Origin of the sequence: Flavobacterium limicola, from assembly GCF_003634755.1 — a bacterium.
Lineage (GTDB): Bacteria > Bacteroidota > Bacteroidia > Flavobacteriales > Flavobacteriaceae > Flavobacterium > Flavobacterium limicola.
This window is the reverse complement of sequence record NZ_RBXA01000002.1, coordinates 554139-575575: the sequence shown is the minus strand read 5'-3', so window position 1 is coordinate 575575 and position 21437 is coordinate 554139. Positions and strand designations below refer to the sequence as shown.

The 21437-nt window shown below is 33.4% G+C and carries 15 protein-coding genes; 11 read left to right on the top strand and 4 right to left on the bottom strand.

Annotated features, from left to right (window positions below):
• Nucleotides 1-166 precede the first annotated feature (166 nt).
• From porQ to BC952_RS09895, 8 genes are all read left to right on the top strand, one after another.
• Nucleotides 167-1186, top strand: a complete 1020-nt coding sequence (porQ, locus tag BC952_RS09930; protein ID WP_121365503.1) for a type IX secretion system protein PorQ — start codon at nt 167-169, stop codon at nt 1184-1186.
• A 37-nt stretch (nt 1187-1223) separates the two neighbouring features.
• A complete protein-coding gene (cmk, locus tag BC952_RS09925) occupies nt 1224-1919 on the top strand; it encodes a (d)CMP kinase (RefSeq protein ID WP_121365502.1) in 696 nt (231 codons plus the stop codon).
• A 74-nt stretch (nt 1920-1993) separates the two neighbouring features.
• Nucleotides 1994-3370 carry a nucleoside permease gene (locus BC952_RS09920; protein ID WP_121365501.1) on the top strand — a complete coding sequence of 459 codons (1377 nt, stop codon included), beginning with the start codon at nt 1994-1996 and terminating at the stop codon, nt 3368-3370.
• A gap of 359 nt (nt 3371-3729) precedes the next feature.
• Nucleotides 3730-5511 (top strand): 30S ribosomal protein S1, encoded by a 1782-nt coding sequence (gene rpsA, locus BC952_RS09915; protein WP_121365500.1) that lies wholly within the window; start codon nt 3730-3732, stop codon nt 5509-5511.
• Nucleotides 5512-5811: 300 nt separating this feature from the next.
• Nucleotides 5812-6366 (top strand): fasciclin domain-containing protein, encoded by a 555-nt coding sequence (locus BC952_RS09910; RefSeq protein WP_121365499.1) that lies wholly within the window; start codon nt 5812-5814, stop codon nt 6364-6366.
• A gap of 207 nt (nt 6367-6573) precedes the next feature.
• A complete protein-coding gene (locus BC952_RS09905; RefSeq protein WP_121365498.1) occupies nt 6574-9228 on the top strand; it encodes a T9SS type B sorting domain-containing protein in 2655 nt (884 codons plus the stop codon).
• A 31-nt stretch (nt 9229-9259) separates the two neighbouring features.
• Nucleotides 9260-10195: a PorP/SprF family type IX secretion system membrane protein gene (locus BC952_RS09900; RefSeq protein WP_121365497.1), complete on the top strand. Its 936-nt coding sequence runs from the start codon at nt 9260-9262 to the stop codon at nt 10193-10195.
• A gap of 10 nt (nt 10196-10205) precedes the next feature.
• Nucleotides 10206-12335, top strand: a complete 2130-nt coding sequence (locus tag BC952_RS09895; RefSeq protein ID WP_121365496.1) for an OmpA family protein — start codon at nt 10206-10208, stop codon at nt 12333-12335.
• A 59-nt stretch (nt 12336-12394) separates the two neighbouring features.
• On the opposite strand, the gene pheT is transcribed toward BC952_RS09895, so the two are convergent.
• Complete coding sequence (pheT, locus tag BC952_RS09890) at nt 12395-14815, bottom strand: phenylalanine--tRNA ligase subunit beta (protein ID WP_121365495.1); 2421 nt, start codon at nt 14813-14815, stop codon at nt 12395-12397.
• Between the two features lie 263 nt (nt 14816-15078).
• On the opposite strand from pheT, the gene BC952_RS09885 reads away from it, so the two are divergent.
• The 3 genes from BC952_RS09885 to BC952_RS09875 all read left to right on the top strand — a co-directional run bounded on the left by BC952_RS09885 (nt 15079) and on the right by BC952_RS09875 (nt 18171).
• The gene (locus BC952_RS09885; RefSeq protein WP_121365494.1) at nt 15079-16584 is read left to right on the top strand and encodes an aldehyde dehydrogenase family protein; all 1506 of its coding nucleotides are present in this window, start codon (nt 15079-15081) and stop codon (nt 16582-16584) included.
• A gap of 63 nt (nt 16585-16647) precedes the next feature.
• Complete coding sequence (locus tag BC952_RS09880; RefSeq protein ID WP_121365493.1) at nt 16648-17715, top strand: 2,3-butanediol dehydrogenase; 1068 nt, start codon at nt 16648-16650, stop codon at nt 17713-17715.
• An 81-nt stretch (nt 17716-17796) separates the two neighbouring features.
• Entirely contained in the window at nt 17797-18171 is a 375-nt protein-coding gene (locus BC952_RS09875) for a DUF779 domain-containing protein (RefSeq protein ID WP_121365492.1), read from the top strand.
• Between the two features lie 2 nt (nt 18172-18173).
• On the opposite strand, the gene BC952_RS09870 is transcribed toward BC952_RS09875, so the two are convergent.
• From BC952_RS09870 to BC952_RS09860, 3 genes are all read right to left on the bottom strand, one after another.
• On the bottom strand, nt 18174-19100 hold the full coding sequence (locus BC952_RS09870) for an AraC family transcriptional regulator (RefSeq protein ID WP_121365491.1): 927 nt from the start codon (nt 19098-19100) through the stop codon (nt 18174-18176).
• A gap of 73 nt (nt 19101-19173) precedes the next feature.
• Nucleotides 19174-20037 (bottom strand): bestrophin family protein, encoded by an 864-nt coding sequence (locus tag BC952_RS09865; protein WP_121365490.1) that lies wholly within the window; start codon nt 20035-20037, stop codon nt 19174-19176.
• A gap of 28 nt (nt 20038-20065) precedes the next feature.
• The gene (locus tag BC952_RS09860; protein WP_121365489.1) at nt 20066-21379 is read right to left on the bottom strand and encodes a TolC family protein; all 1314 of its coding nucleotides are present in this window, start codon (nt 21377-21379) and stop codon (nt 20066-20068) included.
• Nucleotides 21380-21437 lie beyond the last annotated feature (58 nt).

Genomic DNA, 21437 nt, shown 5'->3' with positions numbered 1-21437 from the left:
ATTACAACACCTAAATACCAAAAATCCAAATTTCAAAACTTGATTATCAAGAGATGGAATTTGGATTTTTTATTTGCAATTACGAGTTTCAAAGTTGCCATTTATTGTATTTATAATTTTATCTTCGCAGTTGCGTTTTTATTTTACACCAACTGCACTTTAAAGCATGTTAAAAAAACTTCAACTATACTGTTTCCTTATTATTTGTGCTGTTTCTTACAGTCAGATAGGAGGGAAGTATACCTATCAGTTTTTAAATTTGGTTACTTCGCCAAGACAGGCAGCTTTGGGAGGAAAAGTAATCACGATTTATGATGATGACGTCAATCAGGTTCATTTTAATCCAGCAACCATAAATGCTGAAATGGACAATCACCTGGCTTTAAATTATGGCAGTTATTATAAAGAAGTTACTTATGGAACCGCTTCTTATGCGTACACATACGACCGGCATTTGCAAACTTTTCAGGCTGGTGTAAATTATGTCAACTACGGTAATTTTGAAGGTTATGACGAAAATGGTCAGCCCACATCAGAGTTTACAGGAAGCGAAATTGCACTTTCTTTTGGGTACGCTTACAACATTCCTTACACCAACATTCATATTGGAGCCAGTGCAAAACTGATTTCTTCCAGTTTAGAAACCTATCATTCTTTTGGAGGAGCGCTTGACATTGGCGCTTTGTTTATTGATGAAAGAAATGATGTAAATTGGGGTTTGGCGATTAGAAACATTGGAACTCAGTTTTCAACGTATAATGGTACGAATGAGAAACTGCCGCTTGAAATCATAGCTGGAGTTTCACAGGAATTGGAAAATGTACCTATTCGTTGGCATCTTACTCTGGAAAATTTGCAACAATGGAATATTGCTTTTTCAAATCCAGCCAGAGCAGAATCTTCATTTGATGGAGAATCCACCGAAGAAAAAGTATCTTTCGTTAATAATGCTTTGCGACACGTAATTGTGGGTGTTGAACTCTTTCCTAAAAAAGCGTTTAATCTTCGAGTTGGATATAATTTTAGAAGAGCTGAGGAATTACGCCTTGTAGAACAAAGGAATTTCTCAGGGGTTTCATTGGGATTTGGACTTAAATTAAATAAATTGAAATTCAATTATTCGTATTCCAGATATACATTAGCCGGAAATACAAGCCTTTTTGGATTGACAATTAATTTTCAATAATGATTTTAATATAACATAGAACTTTAAATTTAAAATTTTGAATAAAAAAATTACTATCGCAATTGATGGTTTTTCTTCTACAGGAAAAAGTACATTGGCTAAACAACTTGCTAATCATTTAGGATATATTTATGTTGATACAGGAGCGATGTATCGTGCCGTGACGTTTTTTGCTATGCAAAACGGTTACATAAATGTGGATTCTTTTGATAAAGAAGGCTTAATTAATAGTTTGCCAAATATAAAATTGCAATTCAAATTCAATGCTGATTTGGGTTTTGCAGAAATGTATTTAAATGATGTGAATGTTGAAACCGAAATCAGAACGATTGAAGTTTCCAGTTTTGTAAGCAAAGTAGCTGAAGTTTCTGAGGTTCGTGCCAAATTAGTGGAACAACAGAAAGAAATGGGAAAAGATAAAGGAATTGTAATGGATGGCAGAGATATTGGTACTGTTGTTTTTCCGAATGCAGAACTTAAAATATTTATGACCGCCAGTGCAACCACCAGAGCACAAAGACGTTATGATGAATTGGTTGCGAAGGGTGATACTGTAACATTTGAAGAAGTTTTGGCAAATGTGGAAGAGCGCGATTACATTGATACGCACCGTGAAGATTCTCCTTTAGTCATGGCTGAAGATGCTATAGAAATAGATAATTCACATTTGAATCGCGAGGAACAGTTCAAGCTTGTTTTAGAATTGGTAAATGAAATCACTAAAACGATATAATTATTTGCAGATCTCATTTTTAATAGTAGATTTACGCCCTGTTAATTTTTAAAAAATAAATAACAATTCATCTCATGGGAATTAAAAATAGATTGGTAATAATGAGCTTTCTTCAGTTTTTTGTATGGGGAGCTTGGTTGATTACCATTGCGAATTACTGGTTTGGAACAAAAAACTGGGAAGGAACTCAGTTTGGGTTGGTTTTTGGAACAATGGGAATTGCTTCTTTATTTATGCCAACACTGACCGGAATTATCGCTGACAGATGGGTGAATGCTGAAAAATTATACGGTATACTTCATATTTTATATGCTGGGGTTCTATTTTATATGCCACAAGTGACCAATCCTACTTCCTTTATATATGTAATGCTTTTGGCAATGTGCTTTTATATGCCAACAATTGCATTGAGTAATTCTATTTCTTATACGGCGCTTAAGTTAAATAACAAGGATGTAATTAAAAACTTTCCCCCCATTCGCGTTTGGGGAACAGTGGGGTTTATTGTTGCGATGTGGATTACCAATTTGACTGGGAATAAAGCAACGGAGTATCAGTTTTACATTGCCGGTTTAGCAGCAATACTTCTTGGAATTTATTCTTTTACGTTACCAAAATGCAAACCGCAACGCTTATCGAAAGAGAATGCATCTGTAATGGAAACATTAGGATTAGAGTCTTTCAAGTTGTTCGCTGATTATAAAATGGCTTTGTTTTTTGTTTTCTCTATGTTTTTAGGAGGCGCTTTACAGCTTACAAATGCTTACGGAGATGTTTTCTTGGATGAATTTAAGCATTTTCCAAAATATGCAGATTCATTCGTTGTGGAATATTCAACGATTATCATGTCAATTTCTCAAATATCGGAGACTTTATTTATTCTTGCGATTCCTTTTTTTCTGAGACGTTTTGGTATTAAACAAGTGATGTTAATTAGTATGTTGGCTTGGGTATTGCGTTTTGGATTATTTGCGTACGGAAATCCAACAAGCGGATTATGGATGATTATTATGTCTTGCGTGGTCTATGGAATGGCATTTGATTTCTTTAATATCTCAGGATCATTATTTGTGGAAACGAATACAGATCCTAAAAATCGTTCTTCAGCGCAAGGATTGTTTATGATGATGACTAATGGTTTTGGAGCCGTTTTGGGAAGTTTTACTTCCGGATGGGCAATTGATAAATATTTTACAAAATCATTTAGTAACACTACAGATTTGGCTGGTTTTCTGGAAACAGAAACGACGAATCCAAAAATGTTGGAATTTGTTACTGGTCAAGGGAATTCAATTGCAGCCGATGGATTGTTTAGCAAAGTTATTTTAATGAAAGACTGGCATACGATTTGGCTGGCTTTTGCTATTTATGCGTTGATAATTGCAGTTGCATTTGCTGTTTTATTCAAACACAAACACAATCCTTTGGATGTTGAAAATATAAGTCATTAAAAAGTGATAGAAAAATAAAAAAAACCGATAACTGAAAAATAGTTATCGGTTTTTTTTTGTGTTGAAAAACCAATTGAAGTTAAATAGCCCCGATTGAAGCGGCATCCCACGCTTTTGGGCGTGGATACAGCGGAAAGCGGGAGTAGAGTTCCTAAAAACCCCAAAATGTTCTGCTCCTAATAATCAACGGATTATCGAAACATAAATATTTTGTTATTTAATATAAATGTGTTACTTTTGCAGTCCTTTTGGTGAATAAGAGTTTCCTTTAGGGTTCAACTAATTATACAAACAACTTCTGCTGTTTTCTACCACATTAAGAAACTCGAGAGAATACAGAATACAAATTTTTAATCAGCATGTCTGAACAAGTAAAATCACAAGAAGAGTTTTTAGCAAATTTTAACTGGCACAACTTTGAAGAAGGTATTGATGCAGTTGATCAAAAAAACTTACAAGAATTCGAAGAACTAGTTTCAAAAACATTTATCGCTACGGATCAAGAAGAAGTGGTAGACGGAACAGTTGTTAGAATTACAGATAGAGACGTTATCGTTGATATCAACGCAAAATCGGAAGGTGTTATTTCATTGAACGAATTCCGTTACAACCCAAACTTAAAAGTAGGTGATACTGTTGAAGTATTAATTGACATCCGTGAGGACAAAACTGGTCAATTAGTTTTATCTCACAGAAAAGCACGTACTATCAAATCATGGGATAGAGTTATTTCGGCTAACGAAACAGGAGAAATCGTTAATGGTTTTGTGAAATGCAGAACTAAAGGTGGTATGATCGTTGACGTTTTCGGAATTGAAGCTTTCTTACCAGGATCTCAAATTGATGTTAAACCAATTAGAGACTACGATGTATATGTAAACAAAATGATGGAATTCAAAGTGGTAAAAATTAACCACGAATTCAAAAATGTTGTTGTTTCTCATAAAGCGCTTATTGAAGCGGATATCGAAATCCAGAAAAAAGAAATCATCGGTCAATTACAAAAAGGACAAGTGTTAGAAGGTGTTGTTAAAAACATTACTTCTTATGGTGTCTTTATTGACTTAGGTGGAGTTGATGGATTGATTCACATTACTGACCTTTCTTGGTCAAGAATCAACCACCCATCTGAAGTTCTTGAATTAGATCAAAAATTAAATGTTGTAATCCTTGATTTCGATGACGAAAAAACAAGAATACAATTAGGATTGAAACAATTAAACGCTCACCCTTGGGATGCTCTAGATGCTAAATTAGCAATTGGAGACAAAGTAAAAGGTAAAGTAGTTGTAATCGCTGATTACGGTGCTTTCATCGAAGTTGCTGAAGGTGTTGAAGGTTTGATCCACGTTTCTGAAATGTCTTGGTCTACTCATTTACGTTCTGCTCAAGATTTCGTAAAAGTAGGTGATGTTGTTGAAGCTGTTATCTTAACATTAGATAGAGATGACCGTAAAATGTCATTAGGTATCAAACAATTGTCTCAAGATCCTTGGACTGATATCACTGCTAAATACCCAGTAGGTTCTAAACATACAGGTATCGTTAGAAACTTTACAAACTTTGGAATTTTCGTAGAATTGGAAGAAGGAATTGATGGATTAATTTACATCTCTGACTTATCTTGGACTAAGAAAATTAAACACCCATCTGAATTTGTAAACGTTGGTGAAAAACTTGACGTAGTAGTATTAGAATTAGATGTTGAAGGACGTAAATTATCTTTAGGTCACAAACAAACTACTGCTAATCCTTGGGATCAGTATGAAGATTCTTTCGCAGTTGGAACTATCCACAATGGTGAAATTTCTGAGATTGTTGACAAAGGAGCTACTGTAGAATTCGGAGATGATATCGTTGCTTTCATTCCTACTCGTCACCTTGAAAAAGAAGACGGAAAGAAATTGAAAAAAGGAGAATCAGCTGATTTCAAAGTAATCGAATTCAATAAAGAATTCAAAAGAGTTGTTGCATCTCACACTGCTATCTTCCGTGAAGAAGAAGAGAAAAATGTGAAAACAGCTACTGAAAATACTTCATCTTCAGCATCTACAAATAATGCTTCGGCAGCAACTTTAGGTGACAATAATGATGTATTAGCAGCATTGAAAGCTAAAATGGAAAAATCAGAGAAAAAATAATTTCTTGAAATTTTTTGAATATAAAAAGCCCCGCAATTTGCGGGGCTTTTTTTTGTTTAAAAATGAACAATCTCTTTTTATTTCATTTTTTTGGAGCAGAACTTCCAGCTTGTAAAAACTGATCCTCCCGCTGTACGGAGTATCTTTTTGATGCTGAACTACTTTTATAATAACAAATTTACATTAAATTAAATATGTATAAAATTGATTTATAGATATTTGTAAAATAATTTTATTTTTTTAAAACCAAAAGCAAACTAACTGCGTAAATGCATTTATATAACTTTAATAATAGATTTTATGAAAACTAAAAAATTTTTATCGATTGCATTATTTGCATTAGTATTTGGAGCAACTTCTTTCGCTCAAAAAAGTGTAATGGTTGGTGGAGCTGCGATGTATCCAACTAAAAATATTGTTGAAAATGCAGTAAATTCTAAAGACCATACTACACTAGTTGCAGCAGTGAAAGCGGCCGGTTTAGTTGAAACATTACAGAGTAAAGGACCATTCACCGTTTTTGCCCCAACAAATGCCGCGTTTGATAAATTACCTAAAGGAACAGTGGAAACATTATTGATGCCAGAAAACATGAAGATGTTACAAACTATTCTTACCTATCATGTTGTTGCAGGAAAAATGAACGCTTCGGATATCGCCAAAGCTATTAAAATGGGCAATGGAAAAGCGACTCTAAAAACAGTTAGTGGCGGAACTTTGACAGCTTGGATGAAAGGAAAAGATTTATATATTACGGATGAAAATGGTGGAAAATCTAAAGTTACAATTGCTGATGTGAACCAATCAAACGGAGTTATTCATGTTTTAGATGCTGTTGTATTACCAAAAAAATAATTTTTTATAGAGGTTGAAATTTCTTGATCTTAAGGGCCCTGTAATTATTTGCAGGGCTCTTTTGTATTACGTAAAATCCTGATTCTAATTTTGGAATCGGGATTTTATGTAATATGCTTATTATTCAAAAATTTAAGTGATTTCAATTTAAAAAAAAAACATGTAAAATTGTATGAAAATGTTTATTTTTGGTGAAATGAAACATTTATGATTATAAAACTACCTTTTATTAGAGTTAAAGACTTTTATTGTTTTTTTTCTTTTCTTCTTTTTATTTTTTGTACCAATGATGCCTATGCACAATGTTCCGGAATTGCTGGAAATGATGACAATAGCTTAACTATTTGCGATATTACAAACGTATCTAGTACAACTATAGATTTGAATTTGCAATTAGGTTCACATATTACTGGCGGAACTTGGAAAGATGATGATAGATCAGGAGGATTAAATAGAACGACAGGAATTCTTAATGCGCAGTTAATTAAGAAAAGTGGTGTCTATAAATACACGTATACTGTTTCGGATGGATTAGGATGTACAGATACGGCAGTTATAACCATAACAATTGGTGGATATACAGGAGTGCCGGGTGCCAATGCTTCAATTTGTAATACCAAACGAGCTTATAATTTATTTGAGGCTTTTAATGGTGATTTTCTAGCTCCTCAACTGGGTGGTACTTGGGTTGGAAATACAAGTAATGTAGGGTTAAACAATAATATACTAGATGCTTCAAACTTAAATCCGGGTAGTACTTACGAATATACATATTCAATACCCGCTATTGGTTCTTGTGCAGCACCTCCAGAGGTTAAAATTTTTTTGACAATTTATCGTTCGCCACAACCTGGAACTCCTTATGATTTGAATTTGTGTTCCAATGAACTAAGTGCTTACACCAATTTAAATTTAAACGATCAATTAATAGGGGAGGACATTAACGGGATTTGGACTGAAACGACAACAGATGAAATCGACAATAACGATGATACTGATTCCACTATTAACGTCCAAAATATTTATAATACCAAAGGACCTGGGACATATCGTTTTACTTATACCGTATTCACGGATAATAATGTTTGTGAAGATCAGTCATCAAGTGTGGATATTACCATTGAAAAACAACTCGATTATACAGGAGCAACTTTAATAGTCAATGCACCCATTTGTGAAAATGAAATTGCAGTAACGGCTTTTTCAGCCACTTTGAAAGATGTTGTGAATATTCCAGATGGAAGCTATAGCGTTACGTATACTATATCAGGTATTGGATCGCCAATAACAACTATTCAAAATTTTTCAAATAATGTTTTGACTTTTCCAATTGCTTCTACTAATTTTTCTGTTCCCGGAAATTACACTATCACGGTTACAAATATTGTCAGTGGCACATCACTTAATATTTGTAATAATATAATTCCTTTAATTTCGGGAGTGATTAAAATTAATCCAATTCCTAAAATCAATAACGCTACACTTACTATTGCTCCAGTTTGTCAAACTTCTGACGCCTTAGTAGAATTTTTTGGGACTTCCAACCTTACTAATGGAAATTATACTATTGTTTATAATTTATCTGGAAGTAATGTTGCCACTGCACAATCGACTGTTATTAATGTTAACGGTGGACTCACTTCATTTTTTATACCAGCAGGTTTAATTCCAAATATTGGTACTACAACAATTGCAATTACAAATATCACAAACCTTACTACCGGCTGTACCAGTATGGCAACCTTGTCTAAAGATTTTGTAGTAAAAGCATTGCCTGATGTCACTAAATTAGTTGTTACTATTGAAGATGTTTGCCAAAATAAACCTGTCACTGTGGAACTTTCAGGATTAGGGAATTTAACATCTATTTTTTTAAGCTATACTCTTTCAGGGGCTAATAACAGTGCTTCGCAAATGGTAACCTTAGCAGTGAATTCAGGGAAAGCTAGTTTTGTAATGCCTGTAACAAATTTTCCTAACACAGGCAGTACTTCATTTACGATTACTGACCTTACTAATGTAAATAATGGTTGCTCAGCAATAATAAATCCAAATTCTAAGAGCTTTTTAATAAATGTAATACCAAACAATCCAACAGTTACGAATCAGGAATTTTGTAAAGTTGATAACGCTACTGTTGCCAACTTAGTTCCAAATGGTTCGCAATACCGATGGTATAATTCATTGACAAGTACGACTGCTCTAAATAATAGCGCACTGTTGGTATCAGGTAATTATTATGTAAAAGAAATAAATTCTATTACAGGATGTGAATCCGGGCTAGAAATGGTAGCAATTGTAATAAATGAATTGCCAACACCAATTTTAAATCAAGATGGTGAAAAATTTTGTGGATTAGATAATCCTACAATTCAAAATTTATCAGATAATGTTGCTACTACCGGTACTTTAGTTTGGTTTGATGCCGCAGTAAGCGGAAATCAATTGTCTGCCAATACATTGCTTCAAGATAACCGTATCTATTACGGATTTGATTCTACGACCGCTAATAATTGTTTGTCAACAAATCCATTACAAGTTACTGTATCCCTTACAAATTGTGATGCTACGGCTGATTTCTTTATACCTGATGGATTTTCACCAAATGGGGATGGCGTAAATGAAACATTTAGCATTCCGGACATTGATTTTTTATATCCGAATTATACATTGGAAATTTTCAATCGATATGGAAATTTGATGTACACCGTAAATAAAAACAAACCGGATTGGGACGGGACAGCATCGGATTCTAGTACTGACATCAATGGAAAAGCACCAAATGGAGTTTATTTTTATGTTATCAATTTTAATAAAGGTAACACTTCACCTAAACAAGGACGACTTTATTTAAATCGTTAATGGTTCTTTACAAGTTAAAAACAAATTTTAAATGAAAAAAACACTACTATTTTTAAGTTTTTTCTTAATTATAATTAAAGCATCAGCACAACAGGATCCACAATACACACAATATATGTACAATATGAGTGTGCTAAATCCGGCGTATGCAACAGGAGTTGAATCCACTTTAAATCTTGGAGCTTTATATAGAACGCAATGGGTAGGAGCTGTTGGTGCCCCAAAAACATTGACTCTTTTTGCCCATATGCCAGTAAATAAAAAAGTTGAAATTGGTTTCTCATTAATTTCGGATGATATTGGAGACGGTGCTAAAAAAGAGAATAACTTTTTTGCAGATTTTGCTTATTTGTTAGAATTCAATAATAATCATAAATTATCTCTAGGATTAAAAGCGGGTTTCACGTCCTTAACAACTAATTTTAATGGGTTTGTTTTTGAAAGTGGTAATGCATCAACGGATTTAGCATTTTCTGAAAATATTAATGATGTCATGCCAAATATTGGTATCGGAGCATTTTACTTCACGGAAGAGTATTATGTAGGTTTATCAGCACCTAATTTGCTTGCTACAAAACACATTGAGGAACGTTCAGGAATTAACTCTTTTGGCTCAGAAAATATTCATGTATTTCTAACTGGAGGTTATGTTTTTGATATCTCGCATTCATTCAAATTTAAACCATCTTTTATGTCAAAATATGTTAAAGGCGCACCAATTTCATTAGACCTTTCTGCTAACGTTCTATACAATGACCAATTTGAATTTGGAGCTGCATATCGATTTGGAGATTCAGTAAGTGGTATGATGAATGTAAAAGCAACGCCTAACATCAGAGTTGGATATGCCTATGATTACAATACGTCTAATCTGGGGCAATTCAATTCAGGAACACATGAAATTTTTGTATTGTTTAATTTGGATTTATCTAGTAAAGGATATGATAAATCGCCAAGATTTTTCTAACATATAAAATATGAAAAAAATAGTACTGATTTTAATCGTATTTTCAATACAATTAATAAACGCCCAAGAACAAGATTTAAAAAGAGCCAATCGTTTTTTTGATAGAACTTTTTATAATGAAGCTATTCCATTATATGAATCCATTATTCGAGAAAACAGTTCAGTAACGGTTGTTAAGAACCTGGCAGATAGTTATTATTACACAAATGATTTTGCAAATGCACAGCGCTATTACAAACTATTGATAAATAATTATAGTAAAGATCTAGAAGAAGGCTATTATTTTAAATATTCCCAAACTTTAAAAGCTACTGGAAATTATAAAGCTGCAAATTCAGTAATGAGAAATTATTTTTCTTCATTAACGGATCAAAAATTTTTAATTGACTTTGAAAAAGGTCTAGTTAACCTAGAAAATGTTTCTGCTATTGGTGATCGATTCGAAATAAAAAATTTAGTGATAAATACGCCAAATTCTGAATTTGGAGCAGTGTCAGAGAAAGGTGATTTAGTGTTTTCGGGAGTAAAAAAGAAAGCAGGTTTATTTGATAAAATGTATAAATGGAATGGTGAAACGTATTTGAATTTAGTTTCAATTCCTTTGAAAAATATAAATTCCAGTGATTCAATTGTAAATTATTTTTCTAAAGAAATAAATACTTCCATGCACGAATCTAACGCTGTCTTCACCAAAGATGGAAAGACAATCTATTTCACTAGAAATAATTATAAGAAAGGAAGAAGAGGAAAGAATAAAGACAAAATTTCAAACCTTCAAATTTTTAAGGCTCAATATATTAATGATAAATGGACAAATATAGTTTCGTTATCATTCAACAGTGAAAATTATTCTACAGAACATCCAGCATTGAGTACTGATGAGAAAACTTTATACTTTGCATCCGACATGCCAGGATCACTAGGATCTTTTGACATTTTTTCAGTATCAATAAGTGGTGATGTATATGGTAAACCTCAAAATTTAGGAAATCTAATTAATACTTCCAAAAAAGAACAATTTCCTTTTATTTCAAAAGACAATAAATTATATTTTTCGTCCAATGGACATGAAGGTTATGGATCGTTGGATGTTTTTGTTTCGCAGTTGCAAAATAACGTATTCTTAAAAGCAGAAAACGTAGGTTTGCCTCTGAATTCTGGATATGATGATTTTGCTTTTTACATAGATTCAGAGTATAATGAAGGTTATTTTTCATCCAATCGATTAGGAGGAAAGGGTAGTGATGATATTTATTCTTTAAAAGAGGTAAAGAAATTACTAATAGAGGATTGTAAGCAATTTATTTCCGGTATCATTTCAGATGTAGATACAAAATTACCATTAGAGAATACTGTAGTTGTTTTACAAAATTCTGATGCAATAGAATTGCAAAGAATTGTAACCTCTGCAGACGGTGCATTTAATTTTACAGTTTCTTGTGAAACAGAATTTAAAGTAAATGCATCCAAAGAAAATTATACCAACAGTTTCAAGATAGTTGCTCGTAGCAAAGAAAGAAATAAGAGGAATGATGCCTCAATGGAATTAAAATCCATGGAAGAAATTAAAAGAGCAGCGCAATTGATTCTTGATGAACAGAATAGAACAGAATTAGCTGCCATAGCCTTGCAGAAAAAAGAAGCAGTTTTAGCGCAGGAGCAAAGCAAAAAAGATCTTGTAATAGCTGCCAAAAAAGATAAAGATTTAGCCGAAGCTAAGAAGAAAGAAAAAATAGAAGCAATTGTAGCAAATGAAAAAGATGTAGTAAAAGAAAAAAACAGATTAATTATTAAAACAGATCCGATCTATTTTGACTATAATTTGTGGTATATCAGGAAGGATTCAAAGCCTATTTTAAACAGAGTTGTTGAATTAATGAAAAAATATCCTGAAATGGTTGTTGAAATTGGTTCGCATACAGATAGCAGAGGTAATAATACGTTCAATATGAATTTGTCTTCCAGAAGAGCGCAAGCAACAAGAACTTACTTTCTGGAACAAGGTGTCCCTTCCAAACGAATTCTTGCTAAAGGATATGGGGAAACTGTCCAAAACATAAAATGTATTCCTGAGGATTCTTGCACTGAAGAGCAACATGAGTTAAACAGGCGTAGCGAATTTGTAATTAAAAGCATGTAAAAACAAAATCCCGATTCTAATTTTAGAATCGGGATTTTATATAATATAAAAAATAGAAATTATCTTAAACTTGCTCCAAGTTCAGTTTCAAAATTCTTTTGCAGTTTGCTCATAATTTTGTCAATTTGAACATCCGTCAACGTTTTTGAGTTGTCTTGTATAGTGAAACTCAATGCATAAGATTTTTTACCTTCGGGAAGATTCTGTCCTTCGTATACATCAAATAAATCGATATCTTTTAGTAATGATTTCTCGGTTTGACGGGCAATATTATAAATGCTTTCGTACGTAACATTTTGATCTACTAACAAGGCTAAATCTCTACGAACTTCAGGGTATTTCGGAATTTCAGCGTATTTAATTTTCGTAGAAATTTTCTTTAAAATTACATCCCAATTAAAATCAGCATAAAATACTTCTTGCTTTATCCCAAAATGTTTTAAAATAGATTTTTTTACTACTCCTAATTCAACAATCGTTTCATTACCAATTTCAATAGCTATTCCTTCAGAAAAAATATCAGAAGTTTCCGGAGTATTTTGTATTTTTTCTAAACCTAATCTTGAAAGTATTCCAGATACATATCCTTTGAACAGAAAGAAATCAGACGTTTTTTGTACGCTAGTCCAGTTTTCTAGATTTCTATTACCAGTAAGGAATAAACTCAAATGTTTTTTTTCCTCATAACCGGCAAGATAGTTATGATACGTTTTTCCAAATTCAAATAATTTTAAATCGGAATTTTTACGATTGATGTTATACGATACAGCTTCCAATCCTGAAAATAACAAAGATTGACGCATCGTGGATAAATCTGCACTCAACGGATTAAGTATAGTCACATTATGTGATGGATTCAATTGCTCTGAAAGCGCTACATAGGAAGCCGTAGTCAGTGAATTTGCCATCATTTCATGAAAGCCCTGAGAGTTCAATTGAGTGGCAATCGTATTTTGAATTTTGTAATCTTCATTTCTTGGCGCATTAAAAACAGTAGCATTAAGTTTTTTAGAAAAATTAATATTGTTGTATCCGTATACTCTCAATATTTCCTCGATTACATCAATTTCTCTTTGAACATCCACACGGTAAGAAGGAATAGTCAATCCCAATCCCGCATCTGAAACACTATTAACTTTAATATCTAATGATACTAATATTTTCTTGATAGTATCTTTTGGTATTTCTTGGCCAATAATTTTTGCTACGTTACAAAAGTTTAAAAAAACAGAAAAATCTTCTATTTTCTTTGGATACATATTCATAACATCAGATGTAATTTCTCCACCTGCCACTTCTTGAATCAATAAAGCAGCACGCTTCAATGCATATTCTGTAATAGTTGGGTCAATTCCTCTCTCAAATCGGAAAGAGGCATCAGTATTTAATTGATGTCTTTTAGCTGTTTTACGAATGCTCACTGGATTAAAATAAGCACTTTCTAAAAATATAGAATTAGTACTTTCAGAAACTCCTGATTTTTTTCCGCCAAAAACACCTGCAATACATAAAGGACCTTTTTCATCACAAATCATTAAATCTTCTTCGTGTAAGGTTCTTTCAATATCGTCCAGAGTAACAAATTTAGTTCCTGCAGGAAGAGTTTGCACTACTATTTTTCCGTTAATTTTTGAAGCATCAAAAGCGTGGAGTGGCTGACCTAATTCATGCAAAACATAATTGGTAACATCAATAATATTGTTTTTTGGATTTAATCCAATGGCTTTCAATCTGTTTTGTAGCCAAGCAGGAGATGGTTTTACTTCTATTCCAGAAATAGTTACACCGCAATATCGGGGAGCAAGTTTTGGTTCTTTTAAATCGATATCAATTTTCAAAGTTCTTTTGTCAACTCTGAAATTGCTTACGGATGGCGTAATCAATTCAACACTAACGCCGCTTTGTAACATTCCTGCTCTCAAATCACGGGCAGTTCCCAAATGACTCATCGCATCAGCACGATTAGGTGTTAATCCAATTTCGAATACTTCATCATTCTCTATTTTGAAAACGGTTGCAGCAGGAGTACCCGGTGCTAAAGAATCGTCTAAAATCATAATTCCGTCATGGCTTTCACCAAGACCTAATTCATCTTCTGCACAAATCATTCCGTGACTTTCCTGTCCGCGAATTTTTCCTTTTTTTATTGAAAAGGCGACTCCTTCTTTGTCATATAATGTAGTTCCAATAGTAGCTACCGGAACTTTTTGTCCTGCAGCAACATTATTGGCTCCACATACAATTTGGACAGGAACGCCAGTACCTAAATCTACTGTAGTTATTTTTAATCTGTCGGCATCTGGATGTTGAATGCAAGTAAGTACATGTCCTACAACGATGCCTTCTAATCCGCCTTTCACCGATTGGTATTTTTCAACAATTTCAACTTCCAGACCTAAATCAGTTAGCAATGCTGCTGTTTCTTCTGATTTCCAGTCTATTTTAATGAATTGTTTTAACCAGTTGTAAGATATTTTCATCTGTTAATTTTAATGAGATTGCAAATATAAGGATTGCAGGTTGGAGTAAGAAACAATTTTTTTGGTTTTTTATCACTGATTTGGGATATTGAGTGTTCATACAAATATTAAATTAATAATGTTAAATATAAAAAAGTGTGAATTAAATAATAAAATTAGGTTAAAAAAACAGAAATGAAAATTTAATGCTATTAGTTGGATGAATTGTGCTATTCTGATGAGAAATAGGGAGCTAAATTTGATAAAATAAAAAAGATAACGATATGGATAACGTAGTGCAAAGACCTGAATTTAAGGCAAAATATGATAATTATATTGGAGGGAAATTCGTTGCACCAGTCAAAGGTGAATATTTTGATGTAGTTTCTCCAATTGATGGAAAAGTATTTACACAAGCGGCACATTCAAGTAAAGAAGATTTAGATATTGCTGTTGATAAAGCATATGAAGCTTTTCAAACTTGGGGGAAAACATCTGTTACGGAGCGTAGTAATTTATTAAATAAAATTGCTCAGGTCATTGAAGATAATTTAGAATATCTTGCAACTGTTGAGACTATTGATAACGGAAAAGCCATTAGAGAGACTTTAGCAGCAGATATGCCTTTAGTGGTTGATCACTTCAGGTATTTTGCAGGAGTAATTCGTGCAGAGGAAAGTTCTATCACTGAATTGGATTCTCAAACGGTTTCCATTGCTTTGAGTGAGCCATTAGGGGTTATTGCTCAAATTATTCCTTGGAATTTTCCAATCTTGATGGCTGTTTGGAAACTCGCTCCGGCATTAGCAGCTGGAAATACCGTAGTTTTAAAACCGGCAGAGAGTACCCCAATCTCTATTTTAGTATTGATGGAATTGATTGGCGATATTCTTCCTCCTGGAGTCATAAATATTGTCAATGGTTTTGGAGCAGAGCTTGGAAGAGCTTTGGTAACCAATAAAAAAGTTTCAAAAGCCGCTTTTACAGGTTCAACGCCAACCGGTCGTTTAGTGATGCAATATGCTACCGAAAATATTATTCCGGTAACCTTAGAATTAGGTGGGAAATCTCCGAATATTTTTATGAAATCTGTTGGTGATGCTGACGATGATTTCTTCGATAAAGCGATTGAAGGAGCGGTAATGTTTGCTTTAAACCAAGGTGAAATTTGTACGTGTCCTTCACGATTATTGGTTCATGAGGACATTTATGATAAATTTATTGCCCGAGTAATTGAAAGAACGGAAGCAATTAAAATGGGAAATCCATTGGATAGAACCACGATGATGGGAGCGCAAACTTCATTGGTGCAAAAGGAAAAGATTCTATCCTACATAAAATTAGGAAAAGAAGAAGGTGCCGAAGTTCTAACTGGCGGTGAAGAGAATCATTTAGAGGGAAATTTAGCTGGAGGTTATTATATCAAACCAACCCTTTTCAAAGGGCATAACAAAATGCGTATTTTCCAGGAAGAAATTTTCGGACCAGTTTTGGCTGTAACTACTTTTAAAACAACAGAAGAAGCGATAGCTATTGCAAACGATACGATGTATGGTTTGGGAGCTGGACTTTGGACACGGGATGCACACGAGATTTATCAGGTTCCAAGAGCGATTCAGTCAGGTCGTGTTTGGATTAATCAATACCATTCTTATCCTGCAGGAGCACCGTTTGGAGGGTACAAACAATCCGGAATTGGTCGTGAAAATCATAAAATGATGTTGGGTCATTACCGTCAAACCAAAAACATGTTGATTTCTTACGATAAAAAGAAATTAGGTTTCTTTTAGAAATAAATTAAAAATCAAAAAAGGTAAGTTGTACAGCTTACCTTTTTTTATAAACAAAATATTATGCCATCAAAAACAATGAAGGCTGCCCGTTGGCATGCTGCAAAAGATATTAGAGTAGAGGAAACTGAAATCCCTACAACAGGTTCAAAACAAGTTAAAATTGAAGTACAGTTTGCAGGAATTTGTGGTTCAGATCTTCACGAATATACACACGGTCCCATGCTGATTCCAGTTGAGAAACCGTATCCCTTAAACGGTCATCAAGGCACAACTACTTTAGGACATGAATTTTCCGGAATTATTTGTGAAATTGGGGAAGAGGTGAAGCATCTAAAAATAGGAGATCGAGTAGTGGTGGAGCCTATTTTCAAAAATCCGGACAGTCCGTTTATAGCTAACGGTGAATACAATTTGTCTGAACCGCTTGGTTTTATCGGGTTGACTTCTAATGGCGGTTTTGCAAAATATACGGTTGTCGAAGATTATATGGTGCATAAAATACCGGATTCAATGAGTTTTGAGCAAGGTGCTTTGGTAGAACCTGCAGCAGTTGCCGTTTATGCTGTTTTGCAAAGTGGTTTGAAAATGGGACAATCCTGTTTGATTTATGGTGCTGGGCCTATCGGACTTTTGTGTGTTCAGGCTGCTATTGCTGCCGGAGCAGCAGAAATTATTGTTGTTGATATCGCTGATAAACGTTTGGAAAAAGCCAAAGAAATTGGCGCAACAACTATCATCAACGGTAAAAGTGAAAATATTCCGCAACAAATTAAAGACTTGATTGCTGGTGGTGTTGATATTTTTCTTGATGCTGCAGGTGTTCAAGCCTCATTTGATGGAGGAATTGCCAGTTTAAAAAATGGAGGAACTGCTGTTTTAGTTGCTTTGTTTGGAAAAACGGTAACACACGATGCTTTTGATCAGGTTGTTCGCGAAATCACAATCAAAGGAATTATTGCCTACAGAAATATATTTCCTCAAGTGATAAAATTGATTGATCTTGGACGTATGCCGGTTGAAAAATTAGTAACGAAAAGAATTACATTAGACGAAATTGTTACGGAAGGATTTGAAGTATTGGTTTCGAATCCATCTCAAGTTAAAATTTTGATTGATATTAACGGATAGCATAAATCCCCAAATTAATTTTTATAAAAGTATACAGCCATAATTTTAACTAGTTATGGTTGTATTTTTAAAGAAAAAACTATGATAAAAAGAATTGATGCCACAGAAAAAGCAGTAGAATTAATCAAAATTTTACAGGAAAAGCATGGAGATTTGATGTTTTACCAAGCTGGAGGTTGTTGCGAAGGAACGCAACCGCAATGTTTTGAAAAAGGAGGTTTCTACCAAAGATTGGGTGATGTTTGTATTGGTACAATAGAAAATACGGAATTCTGGGTAGACAAGGATTTATTCGAATACTGGAAACATGCTCATTTTACTTTGGATGTTATTGATGCGTTTGGGGTTGGAGGATTTTCATTGGAAACACCTTTGAAAAAAACATTCCGAATCGAATATCGAATTTTCACACCTGAAGAAGAACTTTTGCTTGAACCTGTAACGTATATTGAATAAATCTAATTGATTACGTACAATAATTGGTATTGTTTTGGAGTAATTCCTTCATGTTTTTTAAATAAACGAATAAAGTAATTGCAATCTTCAAATCCAGATAAGTAACAAACTTCATTAATTTGTATCGAAGGATTTTTGAGTAATTGTTTGGCACATCTCATTTTTTCACCAATTACAAATTCGATAGGACTCATTCCTAATTCTCTTTTGAAGAAACGATAAAAGGAAGTAGTGCTCATACATGCTTTTTCGCTCAAATGTTTCATACTGAAATTTTCCTTTAAATTCGACCGAATGAATTCGACTACTTGTGTAATAGGATTTTTTGGATCCGTAAATAAACCGTCATTAATTGCTTTGGCAGTTTGTGTTTGAATAATACGAATTAATAGCTCTTGTAAAGTTAAATCAGCCAAAGCATCTTTTGTAATCGACGTACTCATACATTCTTTGATTAACTTATTGATCGTCGTAGCTAATTCGATATTATTATAAAAAAAATAATTGTGGTAGTTCAATTGCCAGAATTGGTCGTTTCCCTCTTTTGGATAACGTTCATTCAAAAAATGTAAAGTATCGGTTATCTTACTTTGGTCTATCGCCAATGCCAAACATTGTGTTGGATTATTTTTTGAAGCCTCCGGAAAATCAATTTTCATTTCCACATTCGAAGGGATCACAACAGTTTCTCCAGGTAAGTAAACGAATCCGGGGTCATCAAAAAGGTGCATTACTTTTTTACCACGTAACATACTGGTCACCACAAAATCATTAAATTTTAAAGGAACTAATGTGGAAGATTCATAAGTCTCAAATAGATTAAGCTCGCAGTGGTTTAGGGAATAAACAGTTCTGTTTTCAACTAATGTTTTCAACGATTTCTCGTCAGATAAATGAGGTGGATTTATAAAAGCTCGGTTACTGTTCATAGTTTTAAACTTAAAGAAAGGTAAAGTTTAAATTTAATGAAAATAATTGTAACCCAAACATTGTTTAACAAAATTAAATCAATTCCTCTACATGTTTTTTGATGTTTATTGCAATTTTATGGGTAGGTAAATCGTTTTCATCAGTGCCAAAAGGATCTTCAATTTCCTCTGCAATCAACTCTAAACTAGCCAAAACATAAAAAATAAATACGACTACAGGAACAACATAATAGCCTAAACTAAAGGAGTATCCAAACGGTAAAGTCATCACATAAAAGAAAATAAATTTTTTCAAAAAAGCACTGTATGAATAGGGAATAGGGGTGTTTTTTATTCTTTCACAAGCTCCGCAAATATCGGTAAAGGATTTTACTTCCTCGTTTAAAATAATCAGTTGATCACCTGTTATTTTTTTGGAATTGTATAAATCATTAATTTTTTGAAATAATATTTTTGCAACCTGATTCGGTCTGTGTTTGTGATGATCAATCTCTAAATCAACATCATCAAACAATTGTTTACTGGTTTCATCATCTTTCAAATGTTTATTTAAGATGGAAGCGTAGCTGGGAATTAATTTTCTGAAATAAGCTAAATCTTTTTCATCTGTTAAAATCACAGAAAGTTTAATGGCAAAATTACGGCTGTTATTTACTAATGCACCCCACATTTTTCGTCCTTCCCACCAACGATCGTATGCAGTATTAGTTCTGAAAACCAGCAATAATGAAATCACAAAACCAAGCATTCCGTGCATGATTGTAATATTCTTTACATAACTGTTCTCCGCTAATTTCCAATATTCAACTTCTAAATAACCTATAATTCCGGAATAAAGCCCTATCGCCAACATTATTGGCAGTAATGTTCTAAAAGTGTCCGCTTTGTGAAAGCGAAATATGAAAGTGAACCAGTCTTTTGTATTGTATGAAACCATTTAAGATGCTTTTTTTAACAAAAGTAAATTAAAAAATAAGATTTCCCGCCAATTCACGTAATGCGATTTCAGATAATTTTCCTTGAAATTGAGCATTACTATATCGTACTTTGGCGTTCACATAATTCAATTGTGCAGTTCTGAATTCTAAAGTAGTTATCGTTCCAATGCGGAATTTATCTAAAGTTATGTTCAAATTTTGTTTGGCAATTGATTCATTTTTTTCTTCCAAAGCAATCAATTCTAAATTCGTCAAATAGGTTTGATAAGAAGTTGCCAACTGTGAGTTTAAAGCTAAATTTTGCTGATCAATATTTAATTTGGAATTTTCAATTTGAATCTTGGCGATTTTCTCATTTCGGTTTTGTGCAAAACCATCAAAGATATTAAGTGAAGCGCTAAAACCATAGTTCAAACCTCTGGATTGCGATTCTGCCACGAAACCAAGACTTGATTGACTTTCTGAAAAATTATAGGAAGTATTCACACGAACAGTAGGATAACGTGCCGCTTTAATTTGCTTTAATTCCAATTCAGCCACTCTTTTATTGATAATTTGTGCTTCTAATTGTGGATTTTGTTTTTCGGCTAAGGCTTTTAGTTCTGGCAGTAATAATAAGGAATCTACTTCAAGCTGATCAATTACTTTGAAATCTGTAGAAACATCTCTGGCCATCAATTGATTTAATAAAATTTTACTGTTGGCATACAATTCCTTTTGTCTTAACAACGCAACTTGATCCGTATTCAAATCCACTTGTGCATTCAGAACTTCTAATTTTGAAGCTTTTCCAATGGTAAATCTGTTTTGTGCCAATGTCAATCGCTGGTTAGAAATAACGATGGTTGTATCCAAAGCGGATAATTGTTGTTGCTGTTGAACCAAATCGTAATACGCAGCATTCACGTCGCTGATTCTTGTGATTACGGTTAATTTAAGTTGTGCTTCGCCTAGTTTTTGTAACTCTTTCAATTGATCCATTCTAGCAAACATTCGCATTCCATCAAAAATAGTCCAGTCTAATCCTACGCCATACGTTAAACTATTGTTTTTAGCATTATCTAATTCGGTTTCAGTACCATCCTGACGTGTTTGTGAACTATTCTGAATACTGTTATTATCAACTACATTAGCGGTCACAGTAGGCAACATTCCAGCGTTTCCAATAGCAACATTTGTTTTTTGAATGGTCAAATTATTGGTAGCAATCTTTATTTCGTAATTGTTTTCCAAAGCTATTTTTACAGCGCTTTCTAACGTCAGCACTTCCTGCGCACTAGCTGTTGCAGCGCAGAACAAGATTAGTATAAAGCTTTGAAAAAGTATTTTAGTATGTGTCATAATTATATTTTTTTGACTCGGATTAAAGAATCTCTTTAAATCTTTGTAATCCAAATCA

Bases quoted from the DNA above. Each gene is read 5' to 3' on its own strand.
- BC952_RS09865 (WP_121365490.1), bottom strand. From the start codon at position 20,037: ATGGTTTCATACAATACAAAAGACTGGTTCACTTTCATATTTCGCTTT.
- BC952_RS09905 (WP_121365498.1), top strand. From the start codon at position 6,574: ATGATTATAAAACTACCTTTTATTAGAGTTAAAGACTTTTATTGTTTT.
- BC952_RS09920 (WP_121365501.1), top strand. From the start codon at position 1,994: ATGGGAATTAAAAATAGATTGGTAATAATGAGCTTTCTTCAGTTTTTT.
- pheT (WP_121365495.1), bottom strand. From the start codon at position 14,815: ATGAAAATATCTTACAACTGGTTAAAACAATTCATTAAAATAGACTGG.
- porQ (WP_121365503.1), top strand. From the start codon at position 167: ATGTTAAAAAAACTTCAACTATACTGTTTCCTTATTATTTGTGCTGTT.
- BC952_RS09900 (WP_121365497.1), top strand. From the start codon at position 9,260: ATGAAAAAAACACTACTATTTTTAAGTTTTTTCTTAATTATAATTAAA.
- BC952_RS09885 (WP_121365494.1), top strand. From the start codon at position 15,079: ATGGATAACGTAGTGCAAAGACCTGAATTTAAGGCAAAATATGATAAT.
- BC952_RS09910 (WP_121365499.1), top strand. From the start codon at position 5,812: ATGAAAACTAAAAAATTTTTATCGATTGCATTATTTGCATTAGTATTT.
- rpsA (WP_121365500.1), top strand. From the start codon at position 3,730: ATGTCTGAACAAGTAAAATCACAAGAAGAGTTTTTAGCAAATTTTAAC.
- BC952_RS09895 (WP_121365496.1), top strand. From the start codon at position 10,206: ATGAAAAAAATAGTACTGATTTTAATCGTATTTTCAATACAATTAATA.
- BC952_RS09880 (WP_121365493.1), top strand. From the start codon at position 16,648: ATGCCATCAAAAACAATGAAGGCTGCCCGTTGGCATGCTGCAAAAGAT.
- BC952_RS09870 (WP_121365491.1), bottom strand. From the start codon at position 19,100: ATGAACAGTAACCGAGCTTTTATAAATCCACCTCATTTATCTGACGAG.
- BC952_RS09860 (WP_121365489.1), bottom strand. From the start codon at position 21,379: ATGACACATACTAAAATACTTTTTCAAAGCTTTATACTAATCTTGTTC.
- BC952_RS09875 (WP_121365492.1), top strand. From the start codon at position 17,797: ATGATAAAAAGAATTGATGCCACAGAAAAAGCAGTAGAATTAATCAAA.